Origin of the sequence: Sphingopyxis terrae subsp. terrae NBRC 15098 (genome assembly GCF_001598815.1) — a bacterium.
In the GTDB taxonomy this organism is placed as follows: Bacteria; Pseudomonadota; Alphaproteobacteria; order Sphingomonadales; family Sphingomonadaceae; genus Sphingopyxis; species Sphingopyxis terrae.
Map to the genome: position 1 here is coordinate 148,265 of NZ_BCZQ01000017.1, position 24,860 is coordinate 173,124.

The 24,860-nt window shown below is 66.1% G+C and carries 31 protein-coding genes; 18 read left to right on the forward strand and 13 right to left on the reverse strand.

What is annotated here, in order from left to right:
• The first annotated feature begins 127 nt into the window (after nt 1–127).
• From STE01S_RS11270 to STE01S_RS11285, 4 genes are all read left to right on the forward strand, one after another.
• Entirely contained in the window at nt 128–916 is a 789-nt protein-coding gene (locus STE01S_RS11270; RefSeq protein ID WP_174531836.1) for an ImuA family protein, read from the forward strand.
• Entirely contained in the window at nt 822–2,627 is a 1,806-nt protein-coding gene (locus tag STE01S_RS11275) for a DUF6504 family protein (protein WP_082813304.1), read from the forward strand. The genes STE01S_RS11270 and STE01S_RS11275 overlap by 95 nt, the downstream gene beginning before the upstream one ends.
• Complete coding sequence (locus STE01S_RS11280) at nt 2,624–5,833, forward strand: error-prone DNA polymerase (RefSeq protein WP_062767714.1); 3,210 nt, start codon at nt 2,624–2,626, stop codon at nt 5,831–5,833. The genes STE01S_RS11275 and STE01S_RS11280 overlap by 4 nt, the downstream gene beginning before the upstream one ends.
• Nucleotides 5,834–6,019: 186 nt before the next feature.
• Nucleotides 6,020–6,340, forward strand: coding sequence for a DUF736 domain-containing protein (locus tag STE01S_RS11285; RefSeq protein WP_037553339.1), 321 nt, complete (start codon nt 6,020–6,022; stop codon nt 6,338–6,340).
• A 30-nt stretch (nt 6,341–6,370) separates the two neighbouring features.
• Here the strand turns inward: STE01S_RS11285 and STE01S_RS11290 are convergent, their stop codons facing one another.
• The 6 genes from STE01S_RS11290 to STE01S_RS11315 all read right to left on the reverse strand — a co-directional run bounded on the left by STE01S_RS11290 (nt 6,371) and on the right by STE01S_RS11315 (nt 10,763).
• Nucleotides 6,371–6,544 carry a DUF1289 domain-containing protein gene (locus STE01S_RS11290; protein WP_062767716.1) on the reverse strand — a complete coding sequence of 58 codons (174 nt, stop codon included), beginning with the start codon at nt 6,542–6,544 and terminating at the stop codon, nt 6,371–6,373.
• Between the two features lie 3 nt (nt 6,545–6,547).
• Nucleotides 6,548–7,516, reverse strand: coding sequence for a CDF family Co(II)/Ni(II) efflux transporter DmeF (dmeF, locus tag STE01S_RS11295; protein WP_062767718.1), 969 nt, complete (start codon nt 7,514–7,516; stop codon nt 6,548–6,550).
• Between the two features lie 9 nt (nt 7,517–7,525).
• Nucleotides 7,526–7,801, reverse strand: coding sequence for a metal/formaldehyde-sensitive transcriptional repressor (locus STE01S_RS11300; RefSeq protein WP_037553343.1), 276 nt, complete (start codon nt 7,799–7,801; stop codon nt 7,526–7,528).
• 79 nt (nt 7,802–7,880) lie between these two features.
• Nucleotides 7,881–9,005 (reverse strand): hypothetical protein, encoded by a 1,125-nt coding sequence (locus STE01S_RS11305; RefSeq protein ID WP_062767720.1) that lies wholly within the window; start codon nt 9,003–9,005, stop codon nt 7,881–7,883.
• On the reverse strand, nt 9,005–9,856 hold the full coding sequence (locus tag STE01S_RS11310) for a hypothetical protein (RefSeq protein ID WP_062767722.1): 852 nt from the start codon (nt 9,854–9,856) through the stop codon (nt 9,005–9,007). The genes STE01S_RS11305 and STE01S_RS11310 overlap by 1 nt, the downstream gene beginning before the upstream one ends.
• Nucleotides 9,849–10,763 (reverse strand): hypothetical protein, encoded by a 915-nt coding sequence (locus tag STE01S_RS11315; protein WP_062767724.1) that lies wholly within the window; start codon nt 10,761–10,763, stop codon nt 9,849–9,851. Before STE01S_RS11315 ends, STE01S_RS11310 begins: the two co-directional genes overlap by 8 nt.
• A gap of 285 nt (nt 10,764–11,048) precedes the next feature.
• On the opposite strand from STE01S_RS11315, the gene STE01S_RS20380 reads away from it, so the two are divergent.
• From STE01S_RS20380 to STE01S_RS11370, 13 genes are all read left to right on the forward strand, one after another.
• A complete protein-coding gene (locus STE01S_RS20380; protein WP_162928261.1) occupies nt 11,049–11,213 on the forward strand; it encodes a hypothetical protein in 165 nt (54 codons plus the stop codon).
• A gap of 123 nt (nt 11,214–11,336) precedes the next feature.
• Entirely contained in the window at nt 11,337–11,825 is a 489-nt protein-coding gene (locus tag STE01S_RS11320) for a hypothetical protein (protein ID WP_162928262.1), read from the forward strand.
• A gap of 262 nt (nt 11,826–12,087) precedes the next feature.
• Nucleotides 12,088–12,399, forward strand: a complete 312-nt coding sequence (locus tag STE01S_RS11325) for a DUF736 domain-containing protein (RefSeq protein ID WP_058802367.1) — start codon at nt 12,088–12,090, stop codon at nt 12,397–12,399.
• Between the two features lie 184 nt (nt 12,400–12,583).
• On the forward strand, nt 12,584–12,793 hold the full coding sequence (locus STE01S_RS20815; RefSeq protein WP_082396360.1) for a transcriptional regulator domain-containing protein: 210 nt from the start codon (nt 12,584–12,586) through the stop codon (nt 12,791–12,793).
• A gap of 169 nt (nt 12,794–12,962) precedes the next feature.
• The gene (locus tag STE01S_RS11330) at nt 12,963–13,367 is read left to right on the forward strand and encodes a DUF2285 domain-containing protein (protein WP_255265938.1); all 405 of its coding nucleotides are present in this window, start codon (nt 12,963–12,965) and stop codon (nt 13,365–13,367) included.
• A gap of 128 nt (nt 13,368–13,495) precedes the next feature.
• Entirely contained in the window at nt 13,496–13,738 is a 243-nt protein-coding gene (locus tag STE01S_RS11335) for a helix-turn-helix transcriptional regulator (protein ID WP_037553423.1), read from the forward strand.
• Entirely contained in the window at nt 13,738–14,259 is a 522-nt protein-coding gene (locus STE01S_RS11340; RefSeq protein WP_062767728.1) for a DUF2840 domain-containing protein, read from the forward strand. The genes STE01S_RS11335 and STE01S_RS11340 overlap by 1 nt, the downstream gene beginning before the upstream one ends.
• On the forward strand, nt 14,256–14,846 hold the full coding sequence (locus tag STE01S_RS11345; RefSeq protein WP_062767730.1) for a S26 family signal peptidase: 591 nt from the start codon (nt 14,256–14,258) through the stop codon (nt 14,844–14,846). Before STE01S_RS11340 ends, STE01S_RS11345 begins: the two co-directional genes overlap by 4 nt.
• Complete coding sequence (locus STE01S_RS11350; RefSeq protein ID WP_062767732.1) at nt 14,843–15,175, forward strand: DUF736 domain-containing protein; 333 nt, start codon at nt 14,843–14,845, stop codon at nt 15,173–15,175. Before STE01S_RS11345 ends, STE01S_RS11350 begins: the two co-directional genes overlap by 4 nt.
• Before the next feature lie 5 nt (nt 15,176–15,180).
• Nucleotides 15,181–15,894 (forward strand): lytic transglycosylase domain-containing protein, encoded by a 714-nt coding sequence (locus STE01S_RS11355; RefSeq protein ID WP_082813309.1) that lies wholly within the window; start codon nt 15,181–15,183, stop codon nt 15,892–15,894.
• A 223-nt stretch (nt 15,895–16,117) separates the two neighbouring features.
• Nucleotides 16,118–17,863 (forward strand): relaxase/mobilization nuclease domain-containing protein, encoded by a 1,746-nt coding sequence (locus tag STE01S_RS11360; RefSeq protein WP_062767734.1) that lies wholly within the window; start codon nt 16,118–16,120, stop codon nt 17,861–17,863.
• A 13-nt stretch (nt 17,864–17,876) separates the two neighbouring features.
• A complete protein-coding gene (locus tag STE01S_RS11365) occupies nt 17,877–19,847 on the forward strand; it encodes a conjugal transfer protein TraG (protein WP_062767736.1) in 1,971 nt (656 codons plus the stop codon).
• The gene (locus STE01S_RS11370) at nt 19,844–20,263 is read left to right on the forward strand and encodes a hypothetical protein (RefSeq protein ID WP_037553350.1); all 420 of its coding nucleotides are present in this window, start codon (nt 19,844–19,846) and stop codon (nt 20,261–20,263) included. The genes STE01S_RS11365 and STE01S_RS11370 overlap by 4 nt, the downstream gene beginning before the upstream one ends.
• Before the next feature lie 14 nt (nt 20,264–20,277).
• Here the strand turns inward: STE01S_RS11370 and STE01S_RS20385 are convergent, their stop codons facing one another.
• From STE01S_RS20385 to STE01S_RS11385, 3 genes are all read right to left on the reverse strand, one after another.
• Entirely contained in the window at nt 20,278–20,517 is a 240-nt protein-coding gene (locus STE01S_RS20385) for a hypothetical protein (RefSeq protein ID WP_062767738.1), read from the reverse strand.
• A gap of 196 nt (nt 20,518–20,713) precedes the next feature.
• On the reverse strand, nt 20,714–21,343 hold the full coding sequence (locus STE01S_RS11380; protein WP_062767740.1) for a hypothetical protein: 630 nt from the start codon (nt 21,341–21,343) through the stop codon (nt 20,714–20,716).
• Nucleotides 21,344–21,345: 2 nt separating this feature from the next.
• The gene (locus tag STE01S_RS11385; RefSeq protein WP_062767741.1) at nt 21,346–22,062 is read right to left on the reverse strand and encodes a hypothetical protein; all 717 of its coding nucleotides are present in this window, start codon (nt 22,060–22,062) and stop codon (nt 21,346–21,348) included.
• 146 nt (nt 22,063–22,208) lie between these two features.
• Between STE01S_RS11385 and STE01S_RS11390 the strand changes: the two genes are divergently transcribed.
• The gene (locus tag STE01S_RS11390) at nt 22,209–22,463 is read left to right on the forward strand and encodes a hypothetical protein (RefSeq protein ID WP_162928263.1); all 255 of its coding nucleotides are present in this window, start codon (nt 22,209–22,211) and stop codon (nt 22,461–22,463) included.
• A 20-nt stretch (nt 22,464–22,483) separates the two neighbouring features.
• Here STE01S_RS11390 and STE01S_RS20390 read toward each other — a convergent pair whose 3' ends face one another.
• The 4 genes from STE01S_RS20390 to STE01S_RS11410 form a co-directional block, all read right to left on the reverse strand.
• Nucleotides 22,484–23,515, reverse strand: coding sequence for a JAB domain-containing protein (locus STE01S_RS20390; RefSeq protein WP_255265939.1), 1,032 nt, complete (start codon nt 23,513–23,515; stop codon nt 22,484–22,486).
• Nucleotides 23,422–23,907 (reverse strand): hypothetical protein, encoded by a 486-nt coding sequence (locus tag STE01S_RS20395; protein ID WP_062767743.1) that lies wholly within the window; start codon nt 23,905–23,907, stop codon nt 23,422–23,424. Before STE01S_RS20395 ends, STE01S_RS20390 begins: the two co-directional genes overlap by 94 nt.
• A 32-nt stretch (nt 23,908–23,939) precedes the next feature.
• On the reverse strand, nt 23,940–24,272 hold the full coding sequence (locus STE01S_RS11405) for a hypothetical protein (RefSeq protein ID WP_062767745.1): 333 nt from the start codon (nt 24,270–24,272) through the stop codon (nt 23,940–23,942).
• A 61-nt stretch (nt 24,273–24,333) separates the two neighbouring features.
• Nucleotides 24,334–24,801, reverse strand: a complete 468-nt coding sequence (locus STE01S_RS11410; RefSeq protein WP_255265934.1) for a LuxR C-terminal-related transcriptional regulator — start codon at nt 24,799–24,801, stop codon at nt 24,334–24,336.
• Nucleotides 24,802–24,860: the final 59 nt, after the last annotated feature.

Below are 24,860 nucleotides of genomic sequence, written 5' to 3' on the forward strand. Positions count from 1 at the left end.
CAATTTGTTTCGCTTTTACAGAGGCCGGGCGGAAGGCGCACACCGATTCCCGGCGGTTCGTCGCGGCCCGCTTGACGCGCCCTTTGACTCGGTGGAACATAAAGGGAACATTTGAGTCGATATTCCCATGAGCACGACGCCCCAATCTGCACCTCGGCCAAGTGCCCGAGATATCGACGTGCTTCGCGCGGCGGTGGCGCGTGCAGCCGCCTCGCGCGGGCCGGTCCTGCCGTTCGGCGTCGGGCCGGTCGATCATCTTCTCGCTGGCGGCGGGCTCGATGGCGCAGGCCTGCACGAGGTCGCGGGCGCCTCGGCAAGCTGGAGCGACGACGCTGCGGCAACGCTCTTCGCGGCTGGAATCGCGTCGCGCTTCGCGGCGGCGCCCGACGTGTCGGCGCTCTGGGCGCTGACGCGGTTCGATCTCTATGCCCCCGGTCTCGAACAGGCGGGGCTCGGTCCGGACCGCGTGCTCTATGCTCAAGGCAGGACCGACAAGGAACTGCTGGCGCTGTGCGAGGACGCGCTGCGCGATGGTTCGCTCGCCTGCGTCGTTGCCGAAGTGAAAGCGGCCGATCAGACCGCGACGCGCCGGCTGCAACTGGCCGCATCCGAGGGCCACACGCCGATGATCCTCTATCGCCGGTACCGGCGTTACGGCCAATGCCCGCTCGCCGATCCGTCGCTCGCGATGACCCGCTGGCGCATCGGCACCTTGTCGTCGGGCCGCCTCGCCTCGCCCGGCGTCGGGCGCGGGCGCTGGAATGTCGAGCTGGTCCGGCAGCGCGGCGGCCCGCCTTTTTCCCTCGAACTGGAGGCGTGCGATGACCAGGGTCGCCTCGCTCTTCCTGCCGCAACTGCCGATCGAGCGGTTGCGCCGGGCAGAACGGACACCGTCGCATTCGGGCACGCCGCCTGATCGGGCGCGGGCTGGTCCGCGCTTCCCCGAGCCTGTCGACGACAATCCCGGCACCTGCTCGGTACCGCGCGGCGGCGGCTGGCGTCCGGGCGCGCGCTGGGCGCAAGGCACGCACTCCGGCGGGCCGTCGCTCGACGCCCTCCCGGCGCACCAGCGACCGACGATGCGCGAGCTGGGACGGCGGAGCGAAGCTGCCGCACCGGTGTTCCGGGCGTTGCGCTCGGACGACGGAACGTCGGGCGGGATCGCTGCGCCGCTGCCGCCGCTCTGGGGCCTCCGCCCGACGATCGTCGTCGCGCGAACCGGCCAGCGTGACCTCGTGACGGCCGCCTGTCCGGCGGCGCTCGATCTCGGCCTCGTGCCCGGCATGGCGGCCGCCCATGCCCGCGCGCTGGTCTCCGATCTCGACCTACTCGACGCCGCACCCGACGCCGATCGCGCGTGGCTCGATCGCCTGGCGTTCCACGCCGCCCGCTGCTGGACGCCGACGGCGGCGGTGTCGGGCACCGACGGGCTGTGGCTCGACCTGTCGGGCACGACGCATCTCTTCGGCGGCGAAGAGCGTTTCGCGGCGCGATTGCTCGGTTTTCTGCGGCGCCTCGGTTTCACCGCGCGTGTCGCGATCGCCGGTACACCGGGCGCCGCGCACGCGCTCGCACGCTATGGCGGCGCGGGCGTGCGGATCTTGCCGGAAGGAGGCGAGAGCGAGGCGCTGGCGCCTTTGCCGCTGGCGGCGCTCCGGCTGGCGCCAGAGGCGCTCGCCGCGGCGGCACGCTTCGGGATCGAGCGGATCGCCGATCTCTACCCGATGCCGCGCGGGCCCCTGGCCCGGCGCCTCGGGCGCAGCGCGGTCGAGCGGCTCGACCAGGCGCGAGGGTTCGTACCTGAGCCGATCGTTCCGGTCGTGCCGTTCGACATGCCCGAGGCGCGCCGTTCCTTGCTCGAACCGATCGGGACCGCCGAGGCGATCGAGCAGGTCATCGCCGACCTGCTCGGCGATCTCGTGCTCGCGCTGCGCGAGCGCAGTCTCGGCGTGCGAAGCCTCGTCTTGCGCTGCGACCGGCTCGACATGGGCGCGCAGTTCGTCACCGTCGGCACGGCGCGCGCGACGCGCGATGCGAAACATCTGATGCGCCTGTTCAGGCTCCGGATCGACCGGATCGAGCCGGGGCTCGGGATCGAGACGATGGTTCTCGCGGCGCCGCAGGTCGAAGCGCTGGCGCCCGAGGCGATCGCCGCCGTGCTCGACACGGCACGCCAGGCGCCCGACCTCGCTCCGCTCGTCGATGCGCTGGCCGGCCGCGCCGGCGATGCCGCGCTGTTCCGCCTGTCCGCGATCGAAAGCGATGTCCCCGAGCGCGCGATCGCGCGCGCCGGGCCTTTGGCCAAGCCCGCCGGCTGGCCCGTCTGGCCGCGGCCGATCCGGATGCTCGCGCGGCCCGAGGCGCTGTCGGGCGTCGTCGCCTTGCTTCCCGACCACCCTCCGCGCCGCTTCGCGTGGCGCGGGCGGAGCTATGCGGTGGTCGCAGGCGATGGCCCCGAGCGGATCCATGGCGAATGGTGGCGTCGTCCCGGCGAGATGTGGGCGGTTCGCGACTATTTCCGGGTCGAGGCGACAAGCGGCGAGCGCTTCTGGCTCTTCCGCCGCGGCGACGCGATCACCGACAAGACGGGTGACCTCAGCTGGTACATGCATGGCGTGTTCGGATGACGGACCCCGTTACGACCTATGTCGAACTCTACGCCACGAGCCATTTTTCCTTTCTGCGGGGGGCCTCTTCGCCCGAGGAATTGTTCGCGACCGCCGCTGCCCTCGGCCATTCGGCCCTCGGGCTTTGCGACCGGGGCAGTGTCGCCGGCATGGTGCGCGGCCTGTCTGGACAGGAAGCAACCGGCGTCCGGCTGATCGCGGGGACGCGCGTCGACCTCCGCGACGGTCGCTCGATCCTCCTCTATCCGACCGATCGCGCGGCCTGGTCGCGGCTGACCCGGCTGCTTTCCTTGGGGAAGGCGCGCGGCGGCAAGGGCAATTGCTGGCTCGACTGGCCCGACGTCGCGGCCGCGGCCGAGGGCCTCGTCGCGATCCTCCTGACCGGTGAAGCCGACGAGCGGGCGCGGCTCGATCTCGCCGAGCTCAGCGGCGCCTTCGGCCCGCGCGCCTTTCTCGCGCTCGCGCTGCACCGCCGGCCCGGCGATTTCGCGCGGCTTCGCGCGCTCGATGCGCTGGCGCAGGAAGTGGGGGTACGGAGCGTCGCGCTCGGCGACATCCTCTACCATGCGCCCGAACGGCGCCCGCTGCAGGACGTGCTGACCGCGATCCGCGAGAAGACGACGGTCGATGCACTCGGGTTCAAACGCGAACGCTTCATGGACCGGGCGTTGAAGAGCCCGGCCGAGATGGAAAGGCGCTTCGCGCTCTTCCCCGACGCGATCGCGGCGACCGCCGACATCGCGGCAGCCTGCCGCTTCGACCTTGGCGAGATCCGCTACCAATATCCCTACGAGCAGGTGATGGAGGGCCGCACCGCGCAAGAGGCGTTAGCGGCGTTGACCGAGGAAGGTGCGAACCGGATGTTTCCGGGCGGCGTGCCGCCTGCCTATCGGAAACAGATCGCGCATGAGCTGCGCCTGATCGGCGAGCTCGGCTACGCGCCCTATTTCCTGACCGTCAATTCGATCGTCGCCGAAAGCCGGCGCCGCGGCATATTGTGCCAGGGCCGCGGGTCGGCCGCGAACAGCTGCGTCTGCTTCCTGCTCGGCGTGACCTCGATCGACCCGATCAAGCATGAGCTGCTCTTCGAGCGCTTCGTGTCGGGCGAGCGCAAGGAGCCGCCCGATATCGACGTCGACTTCGAGCATGAGCGGCGCGAAGAAATCATCCAGTGGATCTACGAGACCTACGGCCGTCATCGCTCCGCGCTGACCGCCGTGGTCACGCGATACCGAACCCGTGGCGCGGTCGCCGAGGTAGGGAAGGCGCTTGGGCTGCCGCGCGACCTCACCAAGATGCTCACCGGCCTCGTCTGGGGCTGGTCGGTCGACGGCATCCCCGAGGAGCGCATTGCCGAGCTGAACCTCAACGCCGGTGATTACCGACTGCGGCTGACGCTCGATCTCGCCCGGCGGCTGATCGGGACGCCGCGGCATCTCTCCCAGCACCCGGGCGGCTTCGTACTGACCGAGGAGCGGCTTGACGATCTTGTGCCGATCGAGCCGGCGCGGATGGAGGACCGCCAGATCATCGAATGGGACAAGGACGATATCGACGTTCTGAAATTCATGAAGGTCGACGTGCTGGGCCTCGGGATGCTCGGCTGCATGAACCGGGCGTTCAACCTGCTCGCCGAACATAAGGGGATTTCGGTCGGCATGGCCGACCTGCAGGAGGACGACCCGGCGGTCTATGGCATGATCCAGAAGGCCGATACGCTCGGCGTCTTCCAGATCGAGAGCCGCGCGCAGATGTCGATGCTCCCGCGCATCAAGCCCAAATGCTTCTACGATCTCGTGATCGAGGTCGCGATCGTCCGCCCCGGTCCGATCCAGGGCGACATGGTCCATCCCTATTTGCGAAGGAGGGAGGGCAAGGAGAAGCCCGAATATCCGAAGCCCGAGCTTCGCGCCGTGCTCGAGAAGACGCTGGGCGTGCCGCTGTTTCAGGAGCAGGCGATGAAGGTCGCGATCGTCGGCGCCGGCTTCACGCCGGTCGAGGCCGACCAGCTTCGCCGCGCGATGGCGACCTTCAAGCTCACCGGCGGCGTGTCGCATTTCTACGACAAGCTCGTCGGCGGCATGGTCGAGCGGGGCTATCCCAAGGATTTCGCCGAGCGCACCTTCAAGCAGATCGAGGGCTTCGGCTCCTATGGCTTTCCCGAGAGCCACGCCGCGAGCTTTGCCAAGATCGCATACGCCTCCTGCTGGATGAAGCATCATCATCCGGACGTCTTTTGCGCGGCCTTGCTCAACGCCCAGCCGATGGGCTTCTACGCGCCCGCGCAGATCGTGCGCGATGCCCGGAATCACGGCGTCGAGGTGCGTCCGGTGTCGATCAACGACAGCCATTGGGACTGTACGCTGGAAAGGAGCGACGGGCGCTATCTCGCGGTTCGCCTCGGCTTCCGCCAGGTTCGATCGCTCGCGAACATACATGGTGCCGCGATCGTCGGGGCGCGCGGCGATGTGCCCTACGACTGCGTCGAGGATGTATGGCGGCGCGCCGGCGTGCCGCGCGCCGCGATCGAGCGGATCGCCGAAGCGGATGGATTTGCCTCTCTGTCCGAGGACCGGCGGCAGGGGCTGTGGAAGGTCCGCGGCCTCGGCGAGGCGCCGCTGCCGCTCTTCGCGGCCGCCGACGCGCGCGAGGCGAACTTCTCGCCCGAAGGGCTCGAACCGCCGACCGCGCTTCGGCCGATGACCGAAGGACGCGAGGTGGTGGAGGATTATCGCACGCTTCAACTGAGTTTGCGCGCGCATCCCCTGAGTTTCCTGCGCGAGGAGCTGGACCGGATGGGGATCGTCCGCTGCGCGGATCTCGGCTCGATCCGCGATGGCCGGAATATCGAGGTCGCCGGGGTGATCCTCGTGCGGCAACGGCCCGGCTCGGCGAAGGGCGTGCTGTTCGTCACGATCGAGGATGAGACTGGTATCGCCAACGGCATCCTCTGGCCCGATCGCTTCGACATCTATCGGCGCCAGGTCATGGCGGCGTCGATGATCGCGATGCGCGGCCGCGTCCAGAAGGAAGGCGAGATCATCCATGTCATCTGTGACCGGATAACCGACCATGACGCGATGCTGCGGCAGGTCGGGCGCAGCTCGCTTTCCATTGCGCCGGGACGCGGGGACGGGGCGCGGAACGGGGGCGGGCCCGACAGCCGCGAGCCTGCGTTGCGCGTCCGGAGCCATGACTTTCACTGATGGTGGCCAAATGCTCCGGTTGCAGGACCACTCCCTCCTTGGCTGCCTGACTGCGGGCCTCGGCTCGCCTCATGCCGTCAACCCCCTGCGGGGGTTCGCCCTCGCGTACCGCTCGGTGACGGCGGCTCGCGGGCCCTTCGGCTGGCGCCATCGGGGATGGTCCCGAGCAACCCAAGGAGACACGACATGGCCACCATCGCAAATCTCACCGTCAAGGCCGACGGCAGCTTCGAAGGCACGCTGACGACCCTTCTGGTCACCGCGCCGATCGCGATCGTCCCGAACGGCCGCAAGGTGAAGGACAATGAGCCCGACTTCCGCGTGATCGCGCGCAAGAACGGCTACGAGGTCGGCGCCGGCTGGACCCGCACGTCGCAGTCGAACGGCACTGAATATGTCTCGGTCACCCTCTCGGCCCCCGAATTCGGCACGATCTACGCGAATATCGCGAACGCGCCCGGCGACGATCCGATGAAGAAGGTGCTTATCTGGAACCCGCCGAGCTGACCCCAGCGGCCCCGCCTTCGGGCGGGGCCGTCATTTTTCCTGCGTGAGTTTCGCCAATCGGCGCGGAAGCTCCGAGGCCAGCTTGCGCTGCTGGAACGGCGAGGCCTTCTTCCAGCTCCGGCATTCGGGCTGGGTGCGGCCGCAGCCGCGGCACCAGCCCGTCCGACCGTCGAACGCACATAATTCGATGCAGGGCGAACGCATCGCTCAGTTGCACTCGATCGTGACGTGACGCAGCTCGTGGACCGGCGCGAGGCGCTCGCGGATCGCCGCGCCGGTGAGACCGGCAGGCCCGGCGACGCTGACGATCGCGGCATGCGCGTCGGGTCCGAGGCGCCATACGTGAAGATCGACGATCCGGGCATCGCCGGGCGCCTCGACCAGCTCGCGGACTTCCTCCGCCACATGATCGTCGCTCCGGTCGAGCAGGACCGCGGCCGTGTCGCGCATCAGGCTCCACGACCAGCGCGCGATCACGATCGCGCCGACGATCCCCATTACGGGGTCCATCCACACCCATCCGAGATAGCGACCCGCAAGCAGGGCTGCGATGGCGAGCACCGACGTCAACGCATCGGCAAGCACATGCACATAGGCCGAGCGCAGATTATTGTCGCCGCTCTGCGCCATTGGCCCATGGTTGTGATGATGATCGTCGCCATGGCCATGGCCATGGCCATGACCATGGTGATGTCCGTGCCCGTGACCATGATGATGCCCGCCCGACAGCAGGAAGGCGCTCGCAATGTTTACGCCAAGGCCAACCGCCGCGACGACAGTCGCCTCGAGAAAAGCGACGTTGGTCGGATTGAACAGTCGCGACACCGCTTCGACGCCGATGCCGAGCGAAACAAGCCCAAGCGCCATCGCCGAGGCAAAACCGGCGAGATCGCCGACCTTGCCGGTTCCGAAGCTATAGGCCGCGTTGTGCGCATTGCGCTTCGCATAACCATAAGCGATCGCCGCCACGCCGAGGGCACCGGCATGCGTCGCCATGTGGAAACCATCGGCGAGCAGCGCCATCGATCCCGTGATGTAGCCGGCGATGATCTCGCCGACCATCATCAGCGCGGTCAAAACGACGACGAGCAGCGTGCGCCGGGCATTCTCGTCATGTGACGCGCCCAGGAACATATGATCGTGGACACGCGCGTCCGCGATGGAGGTAGTGGCCATTATGCGATCCTATTTGCTGTAGCGGCGGATAACGGTGAGCAACTCCTCGGCACCGGCCGCGCGCTCGGCGTCGGTCAGCCCCGGGCGCGAGACATGCTCCTCGAGATGATCGGAGATCACTTCCTCGATGAGCCCGGCGACCGCGCCGCGGACCGCCGCAACAAGATGCAGGACTTCGGCGCACGGCGCTTGCGACTGGAGCGCTCGCTCGATCGCGCCAACCTGTCCGCTGATGCGGCGGACGCGCGCAATGAGTTCGGAATTATCGCCTGAAAGATGTGCCATAGGGATACCCCCTACCCCTACCTAGGGTAAAAAGGCAAGCGGCGTCGTTCGGAAGGCAAGGTTGCCAACTGAGTGGGGTTTAGCTTCCGTCCCCGGCGGAGGCGGCTTTGGCCTTTGCGGGATCGGGTACGACCTCTCGGAAAACGTCGTTCATCCAGCCTTCCCGCTCACCGATATGCTTGTCCCAGAAGCCGCGCATCGCCTCGAGTCGCTTCTCGGCGAGAAACGGCTCGGTCAGATGTTCGAACATATTGTGCTGGGGAACGGGGACGGGGGAGGCGCGCCAGACGCCGAACAGCACGACCGACAGCGTCTGGAATACCGCGAACAACAGATAATGCGCGCGGTCGAGATCGTGGATGCTGAGGCCTGACCGGAGCCCCTTTGCCTGCGCGCGCGAAAAGGCGTCGGCAGCATGCGCGATGCTCTTGTTGCGCAGCGCCTTGATCTCGGGAAGCGGCGGCCTCGCGAGCAGCTCGTCCAGTCGGTCGAAAAAGTCCTCGCCAATCAGGTCGCCGCGCGCCCGATTTTCGGGAGCGACCCCCGACAACAGGTCGAACAGCTCATGTTCCATACGCGCCTGGTCGAACCCTTCGGGTCCCGACAGGCTGAGGTTCACCCGCCGCGCCTTGTTCGGATTGGCGGCCATTTCGGCGGACAGCCGCTCCAGCTCCGCCGCTTGCAAGGCTTCATAGTCATAAGGCAGCGCGTCGCGGCACACGAAATTCTCGCGTGTCATGAGCTCGCGTGCCGCGCGCATCTCATCGACGATCCGCGGGAGTGAGATCACAGCTTTCTTCGGCTGGTTCGCAGGTGCCTTTTCGAGCAGCCGGGTGATGGAGATGACCTGTCCGGCAAGATAGCCGCGGTCGAGCATCATCGCGATCAGCGGCGCGGTCGAGCCTCGGGTGCCGTCGTCATCAGCGAACTGCCGCGCCTCATTCGCCGTGCGCCAGGCTATGTCGAACCACATCATGTCGGCGAACTGCCCGGCGAGCGATGCGTCGGGATCGCGCTCGAACAGCTCGGACCAATGCTGGAGTGTATCGCGAAACGCCTCGAGCAAGGCCTTGTCGCTGACGTCGCAGGCGTCGATCGGATAGTGGAAGATGGATGGATGCTCGCGTTCGGGGACCGCCGGAGCAGCCTTGGCGCTCGGCGCCGCCGCCTTGTCGTCGCTACCCGCGACGTCTTGCGGCTCCATCACGCAGCTGCCTTTGCGTCGAATGCCTTCACGCGCTTCCGCGCCTTGCGGGCGCGCTTGCGCATTCGCGGCAGCGCGTCGATCGCCGCGCAGAAATCGGGATCGTTCACCTTATTGGCGGGAAGGTCCCGATAGGGCTTCATCGCCTTGAGATAGCGCTTGCGCAGCCACAGATATTTGCGCGCGACACGCGGGTCGGCATGCTTCAACCCCTTTCGGATCAACCGTGCCATCCGGCCGAGATAGTCCGGATAGGCGTCATGTTCGCAGCCCATGGCCTCGACCACCTTGTCCCAGGAGAGGTAGTCGATGAACAGCCAGCCGTCCTTGTCCTCATCCAGAAAGGACCGGACATAGCGCTCTTCCTGCGGCCCCGAATGCTGGGGTTGCCTGTAGGTGCGCGCCATCCTGAGCACCTCGCGGTCGACGATCACGCGGGGAAAGCATGCGGTGCGCGATTCCAGCTCATAGGCTTTGACCATTGCCGGCCCGACAATGTGCCGCTTGTCGTGAAGCAATTTCCCGACCGTCACGGCGCCGCGCAGCAGATAGCCGCGATCGGCGAGGAGCACGACGGTGCGGGCGATCGCATCGATCATCCAGAAGACTGCTGATGTCTCTTCGACCTTGTAGGACAGGACGAGCGAATCCGAGAATTGCGTCACCCGCTCGCTCTTCGAAAGGCCGGGCTCGACCGTCTGACCCACCTCGTCGAGTGCCGCGACGAGGCGTTCGAGCGCCGTCGCGTCGCGCTCGGTCTCGGCCACAACCTCCTTGAAGGCAAGGAAGTCGAGAAACAGGATCAGGCGCTGCTCATAGGCGGGCGCTTTTGTCTTTGCAGGTTTAGCCAAGGTCGAGCCCCTGTCTTTGGCGGGTGCCGGTTGAACTTGTTATATAGCGATTGTTTCGCGCGCCAAGGAGGGCGACGAGGAGCCTGGAGACCAAGCCGGACATTTCGAGGGTGAGGTTTGGCCCCCCGCCCACGCCATGAAGCGCAAAGCCGAGCGGCTCGCCCATGTAGAGGCCTTCGTGGATCATCGGATTGCGCATCGCCGCCACCTCTACCCCGCCCGCTGCAGCCGGATCTGCCCATGGGGGAACCGGCACCCCGAGCCAGTCGCACATCCAAGCGATGCGCTGCCCATGCGACAAATTCCTTGCTGGAGGGTTCAAAGACTTCGCAAGTGCAAAGCAGGCATCGAGCGCGGTATAAAGATACAGAAAGCGTTCGAACTGTAGATGCTGCGGGTTCTGACTCAGGAACAGGGCATGGACTGCGGCGACCCAGATGCGCGCTCGCTCAGGCATTGCGAGATTGTCGAGCCAGAATGCCTCCGCGAGTTCGATCGATTTCTCCAGGCTGCCACCCAGTAGAACGAAGTCTACGAGGACATCGGGCTCGACCGGCGTCGAGTCGAGAAACCCGGCCTCGGTGATCGTGAACCGCATTCCCTTGAAAAACGACAGGCTCCACACATGAAAGTTCACCGGGTCGAGGTCCGGCGCGGTGGCATGGGTGATGTCGTGGGTCTTCGGGAGACTGAAAACCCGGGCGGGATAGGGGCGGGTGTTAAGCCCCCCGCCGAGATGGGAAACCTCCCTGAACGGCGAATAGATCCACTTGCCCTCGCGCCATTCGTCCTCGTTGACGTTCTTCACCATATCGTCGAGCCCATCGCGGGTCGCGATCGACACCGGTCCAACCGTGATATCGAGCGGCCGCGGATAATATCCGAACTCACTGCGCTGACCTGCCATTGCGTCATTCTCCCTGTTCTTCGCGCACGCCGGGGCGACGGAGCCCGCAGATTATGGTCCGGGAGGAAGGCGCAAGGGCCTCTCGTCCCCCGCGAAACCGTACCCGCTCTCGATAGCCGCTGGTCCCTGGGCGCGGAGCCGGGCCTCCTTCAATCAACCCGTGAAGGGTCCGCTACGCTTCGCGTGCGGCCGCAGCCTTGCTGCGGTGATTGCGGCCCGCACCCGGCCGGCGGGGCGACTGTCGAGCGGGAACGGTCCCGCTCCGAAAGGACAGGAGCCAAACCCATGCCGCTTTCCACCGCTCAATCGCTCGGCTGGAGCCTCGCCCGCACGATGATGACGATCATCGTCCTTATCGAAACGACAAAAGGCTATGCGGTGATGCCCATCGAAGAGTTCGACGGCGACCCCGAACACATCGTGTGCGAATATGACCCGTTCAACCGCTGAACCCGCAAAATTTGCCCCGCGATGGTTCCAGTTCCGGTTCCGTCGCGGGCGGCTGTCTGCTAGATTGACGGTGCAGACCGCGCTGTGGTGGTGGTGGAGAGCGCGTCCCCAAGGAGGACGCTCGTGACTTTCATGCTTATCCTCGGCGCTGCCGCAGGCCTCTATCTCATCTGGCTTCTGTTCCGGCTGGCGGCCCTCGCGCTGCCGCTTGGCACCGGCATTGCTCTCGCCTTCGAGCTTCAGGACCGCGGCTATGGCATTGGCGCTGCCCTTGCGATGGCATTCCTGGCGGGGATCCTGCTCCATCTTGCTGGACGGCACCTCTACGCGCACGGCGGATCGACATTGCTGCGAGCCTGTGTCGCAATGCTCTTCCTCCTCCCGGCGGGGGTCGCAGGCTATTATGGCATGACGGGGATCGTGCGGCTCTTCGCTACGGAGGGCATGCTGGTGGCGATCCTGCCTGTGCTCGCTGCCGTCGTCGCCGCAGTGGCGGCGGTCCGGGGACTTGACGGGTCTTCGGTGGATGCAATCGGTGTCGGTGACCGGGAATGTGACGATCGCGCATCCGCGATCCCGGCCTCCGCTTCGCCCGCTTCCGACCGCCTCTGAGTCCTTCGCTCCCGCCGCAGGAACACGGTCTCTTCCCTGCGCGATCTGCCGGCAAGCCGCTGCGCTGAGCCCGCTGGCCGCAACGGCGCTCCCGATTTTCTTCCCCCGGCGTGCCGCCGTTCCTCGCGGACCAAGAAAATCGCTGCGCTGCCGTCCTCCGCATGCGCTCCGGGCCTGCGGCTGCGGCGCGGCCTCCTTTCCGGCCACCGATGCGCATCGAGACCGCGATCCTGCGGCTCGAACGCAAGGAAAGGACTTCAACATGGCCAAGATCGGAACCTTCAAGAAAGCGAAGGGCGAATATCGGGGCGCAATCGCGAGCCTCGCCCTCTCGGTCGACGCGGTTCGCATCGTCCCCGAGGACAATCCCAAACCCAGCGCTCCGACCCACCGCATCTATGTCGGCGACGTCGAGGTGGGTGCGGCCTGGGAGAAGACCAGCCAGGACGACCGCACCTATCTCTCGACCAAGTTCGACGACCCGAGCTTCACCGCGCCCTTCTTCGCGCAGCTCTTCGAAGGAAGCGACGGCGATTATGACCTCGTCTGGACCCGTCCCCAGCGGCGCGACTGATCGAGTATCGCCGCCCGGCCGCAAGCCGGGCGGCGATACTCTCATTTTGAGGCTTTTCGCGCGGGGATTCTCCGCCGCAATGCGTTACGATGATCCTTTGCATGCCGCTAACCATGTTCCAGCCGATGCGGGCAAGCTGCTGATAGGCTTTGCTTTCATTCCTGAAGATCAGCCGGAGGTGCGAATGGATCAGGTCGTCGATTGGCAATCGCCATATTTTCCGAGAATATTCGAAACATATGATCGCGCCGATTTCGCGCAGGAGTTCCTGCGCCGAAGCCCGGCGTACCGCCGCGCCTATCGTTCGGCCGCGTTGGCGCCGACGCGGCGCCGCACCGCGCGCCTCGCGGGGCTCGCGCGACGATGGGGGTTGGTCTTTCGCCCTGGACCCTGACCGATCCGTTACTGACTCCCCTGCGCTTTGGCAGCCCGAGGCCTGCGCGCATGTCGCCATCGCCGAACCGGCGCCCGACGGCTTCGCCGCGCCGCGGCTCGCCGAGCTCATCGCCTCGGCGGACATCGCCTCCGAGATCATCCTGCCGGGCGAGTGGCATCTTGTGTTCGTGGCCGACGGACGGCGCTTCCGCCTCTGGCTTCGCCGCTTCCTCGCCGATGAACGGCTCGCCTATGTAAATCCGGCCGATCCGCACAGCGAGCTGCGGATGGCCGTGAGCCTCGCCGTACAGCGCCGCTTCTCGGCGGGCGTCACGACGCATCGCTTCCTGCGGGGAGGCGCCCCCGGACCATCCGAGCGCTGGCGTCTCATCCAGTGGCTGCGGCTCCTCGACGCCTCCGCCGAGGGGCGTTCGGCGCGCGACATCGCCGCCGCCCTCATCCTTGACGATGCCCAGGATTTCTCGGCCGCCGACTGGGACGGATCGAGCGAGCGCCGTCGCATCGCGCGCTGGCACCGCGCCGCGATCGCGATGCGCGACGGCGGCTATCAGGAGCTGCTCGGCGCCGCCTGATCGGGACATTCCGCGCGTCGTCACTTTGTCCGTTCCCAAATCGCGTCCCGATTTCCGAATGTCGCCGCCTCTCCGCCGGAGCCCGCCACGGGACCCGGCGCTGCGAACGGAGGCCCCTCTTGAGCGACATGCACACCCCCATTTCGCCGCGCTACCTCAAGACGCCCGACGCTGCGCTGCACCTCGGCCTGTCGAGCCGGACGCTCGAAAAACATCGCTGCTTCGGAACGGGTCCCGAATACCGAAAACTCGGCGGGCGGATCGTCTACGCGATCGCTGATCTCGACGCCTGGGCCGAGATCGGCCGCAAGAAGTCGACATCCGATCCCGGCAAGGGCGTCGTCCATCCCGCGCGCCCGGTCCGCCGCTGATGCGCTCCGCCCAGAACATCCCGCCCGCTCCCGGCGTGCAGCCGGTCGCGGCGACCGCGAGCGGTCTCACCGACCTTGAGCTGACCTGGATCGAGCAGCGGCTCGAGCATTGGCTGCGCTTCGGCCGCGTCGCCGCCGAGCGCATCGTCAGCCGCCGGACGCGCATCGTCTCCTTCCGGCCCGAGGCCGTCTTCGGCTTCGTCCGTTGGGGCGCGAACGATTTCGGCACGATCTTCTCGAGCATCTCGGTCATCGCGGCGCCCGCGCCGCGCGCCCCCTTCGCGACGCATCCCTACGTGCGCCCCGGCGGCGACATCCTGCTGCGCGTCGACGGTTGGCCGAGGGTCCAGCAGGTTCTCTCGGCGATCGATGCGATCGAGGCCGCCGGGCTCGATCCGTGCGAGACGGCCCCCGATCATTGGCGCCACATCGGCAGCCACATCGCCGACGGACTGCCGTTCCGGCCCTATGGTCCGGAGCGGCACCGCGCCTGGCTCCAGCGCAAGGCGATCGCGCCATGAACCGCCGCTGGTTCCGCGCGACCGCGGCGAGCGCTACGCTCTTCGCGGCGCTGTTCGTCGCCGCGGCAGCGCTCGCGCCGCAACCGCGCCTCATCTGGAACGCGAGCCCGAGCGTTCCGATCGGCTTCTACCGCGTCGATGTCGGTGCCGAGCCCGCGGTCGGCGACCTCATCCTCTTCCACCCGCCCGAGGCGGTCGCGGCGCGTCTCGCGGTGCGCGGCTATGTGCCGCGCGGCGTGCCGCTCCTGAAGCATATCGCTGCCGGCGAAGGCGCGCTCGTCTGCCGCAGCGGCACCTTCGTGACGATCGACGGCGCGCCGGCAGCACGCGCGCGGGACGCGGACCGCCTCGGGCGGCCGCTGCCGCGCTGGCTCGGCTGCCATCGCCTGCGCCCCGGCGAACTGTTCCTCCTCAACCCCGCGCCCGACAGTCTCGACGGCCGATATTTCGGACCGCTCCCCGACACCGGCGTCGTCGGCGTCGCGCACCCGCTGCTCGTCCGCGATGCGCCCGGCGCGCCGCTGCGCTGGCGCCGTGACGCCGATCGCTCCGCATTCACCCCCGAAGGAAAGGATATGTCCTCATGATTATCGGAAGCTTTCAAACCGCTGGCGACGGCTATGCCGGACAGATCCGGACGATGCTGCTCGATGCGATGATCGCGATCGTTCCGGCGAAGCCGAACGACGCGGAAAATGCACCGGCCTGGCGCGTCCTCCTCGTTGAAGCCGACACCGGCGTCGAGATCGGCGCAGGTTGGGAACGCCGCAGCGAACGCGCCGGCTCCTATATCGCCCTGCAGATCGACGACCCGGCGCTCGCGGTTCCGCTGCGCGCCAATCTGCTCCGCTCGACGCAGAACGAGGATGAATATCATCTCCTCTGGACGCGTCCCGTCCCACGCGAACAAGCGTGAGCATCATGCATCCGGCTCGCTCGGCGCGCGTCCGCGCCGTGCGCCTCGCCTTGCTGCTGTTCTGCTCGGCGAGCGCCGCCCCGGACCGGGCATGGGGCGCGGCACCGGCGGAAGCGCCGACGGCCGCGGCCCACCCCTATGCCGCCCATGTGGCGGAGGCATCGCAACGCTTCGGCGTTCCGGAGGTCTGGATATGGCGCGTGATGCATGTCGAGAGCCGCGGCAAGCCGCGGGCGCTCTCGCATGCCGGTGCAATGGGCCTGATGCAGATCATGCCCGCAACCTGGGCGATGCTGACGGCGCAGCACCGTCTCGGGTCCGACCCCTTCGACGTGCGCGCCAACATCCTCGCGGGCGCGGCCTATCTGCGCGCGATGTGGGACCGATATCGCGACGTTCGCCTCATGCTCGCTGCCTATAATGCGGGCCCCGGCCGCGCCGACGCCTATACAGCGGGACGGCGCGGCTTGCCCGCCGAGACGGTCGCCTATGTCGCAGCCATCGCACCCGGGCTCGGTGCGCCGGCTGCTCCGTCAGCGACGATGGCGCGGACGGCCGAACCGCCGAGCTGGCGCAGCGCGTCGCTCTTCGCCGAGCAGCGATCGGACACGCCGGCTGCAACTTCGGTGCAGCGCGGCGACGCCGCGGCTGCAGGGCCGTCGCATTCCGCGCTTGCTCCCTCGCCCCTCTTCGTCCCGCTTTCCGGGAACAATCGGTGATGGTCGTCCTGGCGATATTTGCTGGAGTGCGCGGGTCCATGGATAGGCACTGCTTTGCGTTCAGAAGGGGTTCGGGGGGATGGCAAGATAAAAGACCTGCCAGCTCGCTGGCAGATTGTGGTTGGATTACAGCGCTTTATGCGTATGGCACCCCCCTCCGGCTGCCATATCGACCTCTGGATTTCCGAGGCAGAACAAGCGCTTACGATATGGCACCGGCGCCGTGAGCGGCGACGAGCATGATTTTCGGGTGCGACCGGGAAGGGGGCGCGACGCTGGTTCGGGATCGGCGCGGCGCGGGAAAAGGCTCGCGGCGCAGGTGCGCAAGGCAGCCGCCCGCTCGGGTTACACCCGCTCCCGTCGTGGCGGCGGCGGTCGCAGCGGGACCGGTCGGCACGGCCGCGGCCGCGCCGCGCTTGCGACGATGCGGCGGGGTCCCGCGCAGCGCCGCGTCACGGTCATGGCGCGCATCGTCCGGCATAAGGGCGCGCAGTTTCGCTCCGCGCCGCTCGCACGGCATATCGCTTATCTCGAACGCGACGGCGTCACCCGCGATGGACGCGATGCCATGATGTTCGATGCGTCTGGAGACGCCGCCGACCGCGAGGCCTTCGCCGATCGCTGCGCCGACGATCGCCATCATTTCCGCTTCATCGTCAGCCCTGAAGATGCCGAGCGGCTCCAGGACCTTCGGACCTTCACCCGCGATCTCATGGGCCGGCTGGAGAAGGATCTCGAGACCCGGCTCGACTGGGTGGCGGTCGATCACTGGAACACCGACAATCCGCATATCCATATACTCGTGCGCGGCGTCGCCGAGGACGGAAGCGACCTGGTCGTCGACCGCGCCTATATGTCGGAAGGCGTGCGCGGACGGGCGTCGGAGATCGCGACCCTCGAACTCGGTCCGCGAAACGAACAGGAGATCGACGCGAGCCTCGTGCGGGAGACGGGCGCCGAGCGTTGGACCGGGCTCGACGCGCGCCTGCGCGAACGCGGCGGCGAAACGGGGATCGTCGATCTTCGTCCCGACCCAAGCTCGCCGCCGGGCCGCGATCGGCATCTCATCGGACGTGCGGCGAAGCTCGAGGCGCTTGGGCTCGCGACGCGCCTTGGACCCGGCATATTCGAGATCGATCCGCGCGCCGAAACCATATTGCGCGACCTCGGCGAGCGAGGCGACATCATCAAGGGCGTCCACCGCGCCATGCGCATGCAAGGGCTCTCCTTCGACGCATCGAGGCTCGCCCTTCACGGCGAGGCGGAGCGTTCGGGCCTCGTCGGGCGGCTGGTCGCACGCGGCCTCGACGACGAGCTTGCCGGCTCCGCCTTCGCCATCGTCGACGGGACCGATGGCCGGACCCATCACATCAAATTCTCTGATCTCCAATGGACCGGGGACGCGAAGCCGGGCGCGGTCGTCGAGCTGCGGCGCTGGGAAGGACGCGACGGCGGCGAGCATCTCTCGCTCGCCCTGCGATCGGACCTTGCGGTCGCCGACCAGATATCCGCGCGCGGCGCAACCTGGCTCGACCGCGAGCTGGTCGCGGCGAGGCCCACGGCAGGAACGTCGGGATTCGGCATCGATGTTCGCCGCGCCATGGCAGCACGCGCCGAGTTTCTCGCGAGCGAAGGCCTCGCGAGCCGTCAGAACGGCAAGCTCGTACTGGCGCCGGATCTCATCGAAACGCTGAAGCGGCGTGACCTCGAGGCGGCCTGCGAAACCATCGCCGCGCGCACCGGGCTCGCGCATCGCCCGCCGGCCACCGGCGACGCGGTGAGCGGGACCTACCGCGAGCGCGTGTCGCTCGCCTCGGGGCGCTTCGCGATGATCGACGATGGGCTTGGCTTTCAACTCGTGCCCTGGCGCCCGGCGCTCGACCGGCACCTCGGGCAGCATGTCACCGGCACCGCCACCGCGGGCGGCATCGACTGGAGCCTTGGCCGCAATCGCGGGATCGCGATCTGAGAAAGGATGAACGATGAGCGACAGGATATTATGGGGCCAGATCTTCGCGGTGCTGCTGATCGTCCTCGCGGCGGTCTGGACCGCGACCCAATCGACGGCGGAAGCGCTCGGATTTCAGGCGGCGCTCGGCGCTCCCTGGTTCCGCATCGGTGACTATCCCGTCTATCCGCCGCCAGCCTTCTTCTGGTGGTGGTTTGCGTTCGACGCCTATGCGCCGCCGATCTTCTACCGCGGCGCCGCGATCGCCGCGTCGGGCGGGCTGCTGTCGGTTGTCGTCGCGATCAGCATGTCGGTGTGGCGTGCGCGCGAGCGCCGGCGGGCCGAGACCTATGGATCGGCACGCTGGGCGCAGGACCGCGAGATACGGGCTGCCAACATGCTGGGCCCCGATGGCGTCATTCTCGGGCGCATGGCCGGAACCTATCTGCGCCACGATGGCGCCGAGCATGTCCTCTGCTTCGCGCCGACCCGATCCGGGAAGGGCGTCGGCCTCGTGGTGCCGACCCTGCTGACCTGGCCGGGGAGCTGCATCGTTCATGACATCAAGGGTGAGAACTGGCAGCTCACCGCGGGCTTTCGCGCAAAGCATGGCCGGGTGCTGCTCTTCGATCCGACGAACCCCGCATCGGCGGCCTATAATCCGCTCCTCGAAGTCCGGCGCGGCGCGTGGGAAGTGCGCGACGTGCAGAATGTCGCCGACGTGCTGGTCGATCCCGAAGGAAGCCTCGAGCGTCGAAACCACTGGGAGAAGACCAGCCACGCCCTGCTCGTCGGCGCGATCCTCCATGTTCTCTACGCCGAGGAGGAAAAGAGCCTCGCCGGTGTCGCGGCGTTTTTGTCGAACCCCGAGCGCAAGATCGAGGCGACGCTCCACCGGATGAAGACCACCCGCCATTTGGGAGATCGCGTCCACCCGGTCGTCGCCGCGGCGGCGCAGGAGCTGCTCAACAAGAGCGAGAATGAGCGGTCCGGCGTGCTGTCGACCGCCATGTCCTTCCTCGGCCTTTATCGCGACCCGGTGATCGCCAAGGTCACGGGACATTCCGAGTGGCGCATCGCGGACCTGATCGGAAGCGAGCGCCCGGTCTCGCTCTACCTCGTGGTGCCGCCCGGCGATATCAGCCGGACCAAGCCGCTCATGCGCCTGATCCTCAACCAGATCGGGCGGCGGCTGACCGAGGAGCTGAATCCCAAGGCGCGGTCGCAACGGCTGCTGTTCATGCTTGACGAATTTCCCGCACTCGGACGCCTCGACTTCTTCGAAAGCGCGCTCGCCTTCATGGCGGGCTATGGCATCAAGGCCTTTCTGATCGCCCAGTCGCTCAACCAGATCGAGAAGGCCTATGGCCAGAGCAATGCGATTCTCGACAATTGCCACGTCCGGGTCAGTTTCGCGACGAACGATGAGCGCACCGCCAAACGGATTTCCGATGCGCTCGGTACGGCAACCGAGCAACGCGCGATGAAGAATTATGCCGGCCACCGGCTCTCGCCCTGGCTTGGCCATTTGATGGTGTCGCGCACCGAAACCGCCCGGCCGCTGCTGACCCCCGGCGAAGTCATGCAGCTCCCCCCGGACGACGAGATCGTGATGGCCGCCGGCCTCGCGCCGATCAGGGCCAAGAAGGCGCGCTACTATGGCGACCGGCGCCTGGCCGGCCGCGTCATTCCGCCGCCCGCACCCGGTCGCGGTCTTCCCGCCGCCCATGACTGGATGGCCGACCGGGTACCGCAGCCGATGGAGACGAGAGCGAAGGCGGCGGAGGACGATGACGCGGCCAATGGCGGCATTCGGCAGGAACCCGAACTTCCCGTCCATGAGGATATCGCGCCGCCGCCGCCGCGCAGCGTCAACGGCGAGTTCGATTTCAGCGAAGATGGAGCGCAGGCCGATGCGGCGCGGCTCCGCGCCGCGGCCGATCGGCAGATGGCGCGGGGCGCCCGGGCAGCGGCGCTCGATCCTGACGACGGGATCCAGCTGTGATCCGATCGCATGTCAAACAGACCTTCCGGATCGAAACCGGCCTGTCGCGCGACCTGACAGACCTTGCCCGCCGACGCGGCCTGACGCGGACCGAAGTGCTGGAGGCTGCGCTGCGCTCCTTTCTCTCGCCAGATCAGGAGGAGCGGATCGAGGCGCTGTTGACCCGGCGCCTCGACCGCATCGGCCGCCAGCTCGACCGCATCGAATGGCATGGGGAAATGTCGGGAGAAGCGATGGCCCTGTTCGTCCGGCACTGGCTCACGAGCACGGCGCCTTTGCCCGATGATGCTTTGCCGGCCGCGCAGGCCAGCGGGAAGCGGCGCTGGGAGGCTTTCGTCGATGCCCTTTCACGTAGGATGGAAGTTGGACCAAAGCTCGCCGCGGAGCTGATGCGTGATGTCGGCGGTTCCAATTGAAGCCTTTAACCGGCTCATCCAGCTCGCAGTTTTAAGAGAAAGCTGATGGCCTCGGCGGGGACACCGCACAGAGCAGCCACCAGCAGCATGATCGTGAGAACCAGATATTTGGCCAAAGGAGTTCGGCACAGTTCGAGGAGCACCGCCGTTTTGTGGCGGCCCTGTTGCACAAGCGCCATAAACTGGGCGAGTTCGGCCTCCCGGTCAGTCATCGGACGCTCGCCTACGGACGGGAGACGGGGCATGTCGGTCATCACAAACCTCACGGATTCATCGCGAAAATGGCGCGCTGTTACAGATGCGCGTGCGGGTTACCGTGAGGGATAAGCCCTCCGGGCTGGAGTGCCCCTCAGGCGAGTCGCTTGTCAACAGGGTGAATCGCAATTTTATCAACAGTCGGGGGTGCGTCTGGGGATATCTTGCCGCATTTCCTGGAAAGCCGAACTTCGTTCAGTCCGCTTCGCCTAGCTGCTCGCGCTCGCGTAGTCTTTCGGCGTAGCGGTAGCTTGCTTCCATGGAGTGATAGGTATCGGCGTAGCGATCGATGTCACCGAGCGCGCATTCGACCTCATACTCCACCGAGTGCGGCGACGAGCCCGGACGCTTTCGACCCAGCCAGCGCTCCAGCTTGTCGAAGCGGCTCTGCATCCCCTGCACGCTGCATGCAATGCGCAGATCGTCGAGATTGCTACTCGTCCGATTGCGGCTCCAGGCCCTGCAGGCGAACTCAAGCTCTTCACCCCGCGTCGGAGGGCGGTCGCTGAGATCGGCTCCACCATCTTTCGTGAGAGTGGGGTCGGCCTGTACATTGGCAAGGCCCGCACTGAGTGCCTCGCAGAGTTCGCTATGATATTCATCCCGGCGCGCGGCGTCCCAATCATAGGGGCCAGCGCCGACGAAAAGATGCGGCAGCTTGAAATGCACCCGCACCGCCTTCGGCAGCATCTTCTCGATCCGGATCACTCCGCGGATGACATCGAGGAGGTGCTCGGCGTCGATCCCGGCCCACGGCCGCGCAAGATTCTCGAGCGCGCTGAGGTTCGAATTGGTGGGCGTGTCCCCCGTGTTCCAGTATCGCATAGTCAGTGCTTCCGTTTCTCTTTGGCCTTGATCCCTAGAATGGCTTTCGCCTCGGCGTTTGCGCCCTTCGCAATCTGATCGAGGCGAGCCTTGAAAATGGGATCGGCGAGGAGCTGGGCCTTTGGCCCTTCGCCGGAATCGCACATAATGGCGTAAAAGAGCCGATAGAGCGTCTGCGCTCGCTCCGCTTCCTCGATCGCCGCATCGAAATCAGGCCGCCGATAGACCAGGATCTTCTCTTCATCGATTGGCATAGGCCGGATCACGCCGCGACCGTCGGGAAGTTCCTCCACGCGCTGGCGATGGCTGATGTTGTACTTCACGATGGTCTTGGGGTGGGTGAGCAGGATCGCTTCCGTGAGTTCGGAGCAATGCCCCCAGATACGATGGGCAAAATGATTGCGGGTCTTGCGCGACTCCTCTGCGACCGAGCCGATCGCCTTGAACAGCAGTTGCTGCCACTCGGGGAGCGCTTCGTGCGCTGCCGCATCAAGTGCGCCCCGCTGTGCACCGGCTCCGACCAGCGAGAGATACATTGCAGTGCCGACCGCAATGTCGCTTTTCAGCATCCGGCTGAGGATCGAGGCAATATCGCCATCGATATGCGCCCACAGAGCAATTACATAGGCAACGTCGCTGGCGAACGGCGAATGGCGTAGAATGCCCGGCGCGAAAAAGACGCGGCCATCGGGCGATTCCTCAGCGAGCGTTTTGGGCACCTTTCCTCCTCTTTCGCGCGGTCAAATTCGTTGGCCACATTATATGGCGACATCGTCGCTGCTCCTAATTTTGGGTTACCGCTGGCGCTTTGCCCCCCGACCGGAAAGATGCCACATCCAAGTATCCCAGTTCTGCGATCCGCTAATTGCTGGATAAAAAGGAGCTTATCATGGACGAAGACGCACTTTTTGCGGTTGGTTCAATATTGGCAGCGCTCGGCGGCGTGCTGGAGCGAAAGGGTGTCTGCACAACCAATGAGTTTGCCGAAACGCTTGGCAGCGTGGCGCTAATGACGGCCGAGTCCGGGGATCAATATAAGAACCGTGCTGCCTATATCGGGAGCTGGGCGCAAATGGTGCGCGCGGCCGCCGAACATTCGGGGAGCGCGCGCGAACATTAACGATCCGGCCTCGGCATCGTTCATTCGGCACCGGCTTCGAAATAGGCGCGCATCCGGTGAGCGATGATCGGATCGAGCCGGATGAAAGTCCGGCGCCCGTCGATCGGATCGGGTACGCGGCGCGTAATGCCGGCATCGCAGAGGCGCTGCGCCAGCCGTAGCGCGCTGCTCATCGGGATCGAGGACGTGACGCATAGCGCGCTGATGGACAGGCGCTTTCGCTCGCATTCGTGAACGAAGAGATCGATCAGCATTTCCCATGCGGGATCGCCAAAGAGTTCAGGGGCCCCGATCAGTTGTTGGCGGAGGAGGCGCCTGCGCATCGCGGCCTTCGCATTAGCCAGCGCAATGTCCCCATGGTCGATGCGGGCGGGACCTCCCGGACTTCGCAATGTGAAGGAGGCTGACGGAATCGGCGTCCCCGCAAGAGTGTCGTTGCTGATGACGTGATGGCAGTGGGTTGATGTCACAACGATGTGGTCGATGATCTCGACGTTGAGCGACCGTCCGATCATTTCGAGCTTCCGCGTCGCCTCGATGTCCTCGACGCTGGGGCGATGGTCGCCGCTCGGATGGTTGTGGACGAGGATTAGCCCGGCGGCATTGAGTTCGAGCGCACGCCGGAAGATCGTTCGGGGGTAGATGGCAAGCTGCGCAAGCGTGCCGCTTTGCAAAACCTCGTCGGCGAGAAGATGGCGCCCACCGTCGAGGAAGAGGATACGGAGCCGTTCGTCGGAGAGCGAGCCCATCGACATGATGAGGTAGGAGCGGAGCCTCCGGTCGAAGGGATCGATGCTGATACCTCGAAGATCGCCGGAAAGGCTCTCGGTGGCGAGCTTATGTGCCTCGAGAATGACCTCTGCGACCTGCGGCGCGTCACCAATGACGCGAGCGAGCGCTTCTGGCGACTGCGCCCAAATGCGGCTGATCGAATGAAACGCGACAAGTAGCCGGTCCGCTAAGGCTTCGCAGCGTTCGGGCTCGATGGTCGCAATAAAATGTACCAGGACCGATCGCTGCCGGCTCGAGCCAATCGCTTTTGGTGATGCCAGGTTGCGGCCACGAGGAGCGGCGGAAGAAGCCAGGATGCAGCGACCTGCATCGTCAGATACGCTATTGGGTGGAGTTCCATGTCGATCGCGCGGGTCGTGTGAGCCAGTAGCGGAAGACATTGCAGGACTGCCGCCAGCATGGGCCAGAAGCGATAGGCCGTCAGCGCTACGGTCATCGTCGCGGCCGCCGCTATCAGATCGATCAGCAAGTGACCCGTATCGACCGTGACAAAGTTCACCGCAAAAATCAGGTGTAGAGCCTGATCGGAAATCAGCATGAACAGGAGAATGGCTGCCACCGCTCTCTCCGGGCCGCCGCCCTTGCGGAGAGCGTAGACGAGAGCCACCAGCAGCAATGTCACGAAGATTGCGATCCGCAGCATCGCGCTCATTCACCATGCCGATGGCCCATCGTCAATGTCGCTCAGCTCACCAGGGAAAGCTTTGCGGGGCCGGCTTCGGCAGCTGCGGGGCATTCGTGAAGGTCGAGGCCTGACGTTTCACGGCCGATATCGGCAAGGTCGCCATGAACACGAAGGATGTCGCCGCTCACCCCGACCAGCGCCAGTTGCGCTTCGGCGATGCGGCGGATCGTCGCATGTCCCTTGGCAGCAGGGACGCCGGCCGTATCTCGACGGGCAGTGACGACCTCCGCCATCAGCGACGAAACGGCGATGAGGGCGCCATCGATCTGCGCTTCGGCTGCAGGCACCACTCGCTGCAACCGCTCCGCGGCAACGCTGTTCAAATTTTGCATAGACTCTCCTCTCCGGAGAAGCGCGCTGCGCTCCCGGACCATGGTTCAACACGATATGGGATCAGGCCGAGGCGAGCCGGGTCAGCGTCTGACCGATCGACAGGCCTGCGATGACCATGAGCAGGACCGCGATGAGCAAGCTCACGACGATCACGACCCGGGCCTGAGGCCTATAGTTCGGCCTCAGCAAATCCCTGAACGGAGAGCCTTCGCTCCGAGACCCGGCTCGACTTGCCAAATTATCGTTCAGATGCAGCAAGCTAGCGGGGTCACCGTCCGGGAAATCGGATGGCACCAGTTCGGGGGTTGGCGGTAGTATGACCGGATCACATGGTATCCGATCATAGGTCTGGCGGAGCCGCGCATAGATGATCGCGGTCTCGTCGCGGTTGGCCGCGCCCAGCGTGTCGCGTGCGGTGGTGAGCCGCAAATCCACCGCCTGCTTCGATATGTCGAGGTCGCGGGCGATCTGTTTCGAGGTTTTTCGTTCCAGCAGCAAATCGAGACAGGCCCGCTGCTTTTCTGTCAAGCGCGTCCACCTCAAGAACTCGTCCGAATGCTGCGACCCCGAATCACTCATCCTGACAC

Bases quoted from the DNA above. Each gene is read 5' to 3' on its own strand.
- STE01S_RS11270 (WP_174531836.1), top strand. From the start codon at position 128: ATGAGCACGACGCCCCAATCTGCACCTCGGCCAAGTGCCCGAGATATC.
- STE01S_RS11275 (WP_082813304.1), top strand. From the start codon at position 822: ATGACCAGGGTCGCCTCGCTCTTCCTGCCGCAACTGCCGATCGAGCGG.
- STE01S_RS11280 (WP_062767714.1), top strand. From the start codon at position 2,624: ATGACGGACCCCGTTACGACCTATGTCGAACTCTACGCCACGAGCCAT.
- STE01S_RS11285 (WP_037553339.1), top strand. From the start codon at position 6,020: ATGGCCACCATCGCAAATCTCACCGTCAAGGCCGACGGCAGCTTCGAA.
- STE01S_RS11290 (WP_062767716.1), bottom strand. From the start codon at position 6,544: ATGCGTTCGCCCTGCATCGAATTATGTGCGTTCGACGGTCGGACGGGC.
- dmeF (WP_062767718.1), bottom strand. From the start codon at position 7,516: ATGGCCACTACCTCCATCGCGGACGCGCGTGTCCACGATCATATGTTC.
- STE01S_RS11300 (WP_037553343.1), bottom strand. From the start codon at position 7,801: ATGGCACATCTTTCAGGCGATAATTCCGAACTCATTGCGCGCGTCCGC.
- STE01S_RS11305 (WP_062767720.1), bottom strand. From the start codon at position 9,005: ATGGAGCCGCAAGACGTCGCGGGTAGCGACGACAAGGCGGCGGCGCCG.
- STE01S_RS11315 (WP_062767724.1), bottom strand. From the start codon at position 10,763: ATGGCAGGTCAGCGCAGTGAGTTCGGATATTATCCGCGGCCGCTCGAT.
- STE01S_RS20380 (WP_162928261.1), top strand. From the start codon at position 11,049: ATGCCGCTTTCCACCGCTCAATCGCTCGGCTGGAGCCTCGCCCGCACG.
- STE01S_RS11325 (WP_058802367.1), top strand. From the start codon at position 12,088: ATGGCCAAGATCGGAACCTTCAAGAAAGCGAAGGGCGAATATCGGGGC.
- STE01S_RS20815 (WP_082396360.1), top strand. From the start codon at position 12,584: ATGGATCAGGTCGTCGATTGGCAATCGCCATATTTTCCGAGAATATTC.
- STE01S_RS11335 (WP_037553423.1), top strand. From the start codon at position 13,496: ATGCACACCCCCATTTCGCCGCGCTACCTCAAGACGCCCGACGCTGCG.
- STE01S_RS11340 (WP_062767728.1), top strand. From the start codon at position 13,738: ATGCGCTCCGCCCAGAACATCCCGCCCGCTCCCGGCGTGCAGCCGGTC.
- STE01S_RS11345 (WP_062767730.1), top strand. From the start codon at position 14,256: ATGAACCGCCGCTGGTTCCGCGCGACCGCGGCGAGCGCTACGCTCTTC.
- STE01S_RS11350 (WP_062767732.1), top strand. From the start codon at position 14,843: ATGATTATCGGAAGCTTTCAAACCGCTGGCGACGGCTATGCCGGACAG.
- STE01S_RS11355 (WP_082813309.1), top strand. From the start codon at position 15,181: ATGCATCCGGCTCGCTCGGCGCGCGTCCGCGCCGTGCGCCTCGCCTTG.
- STE01S_RS11365 (WP_062767736.1), top strand. From the start codon at position 17,877: ATGAGCGACAGGATATTATGGGGCCAGATCTTCGCGGTGCTGCTGATC.
- STE01S_RS20385 (WP_062767738.1), bottom strand. From the start codon at position 20,517: ATGACCGACATGCCCCGTCTCCCGTCCGTAGGCGAGCGTCCGATGACT.
- STE01S_RS11380 (WP_062767740.1), bottom strand. From the start codon at position 21,343: ATGCGATACTGGAACACGGGGGACACGCCCACCAATTCGAACCTCAGC.
- STE01S_RS20395 (WP_062767743.1), bottom strand. From the start codon at position 23,907: ATGAGCGCGATGCTGCGGATCGCAATCTTCGTGACATTGCTGCTGGTG.
- STE01S_RS11405 (WP_062767745.1), bottom strand. From the start codon at position 24,272: ATGCAAAATTTGAACAGCGTTGCCGCGGAGCGGTTGCAGCGAGTGGTG.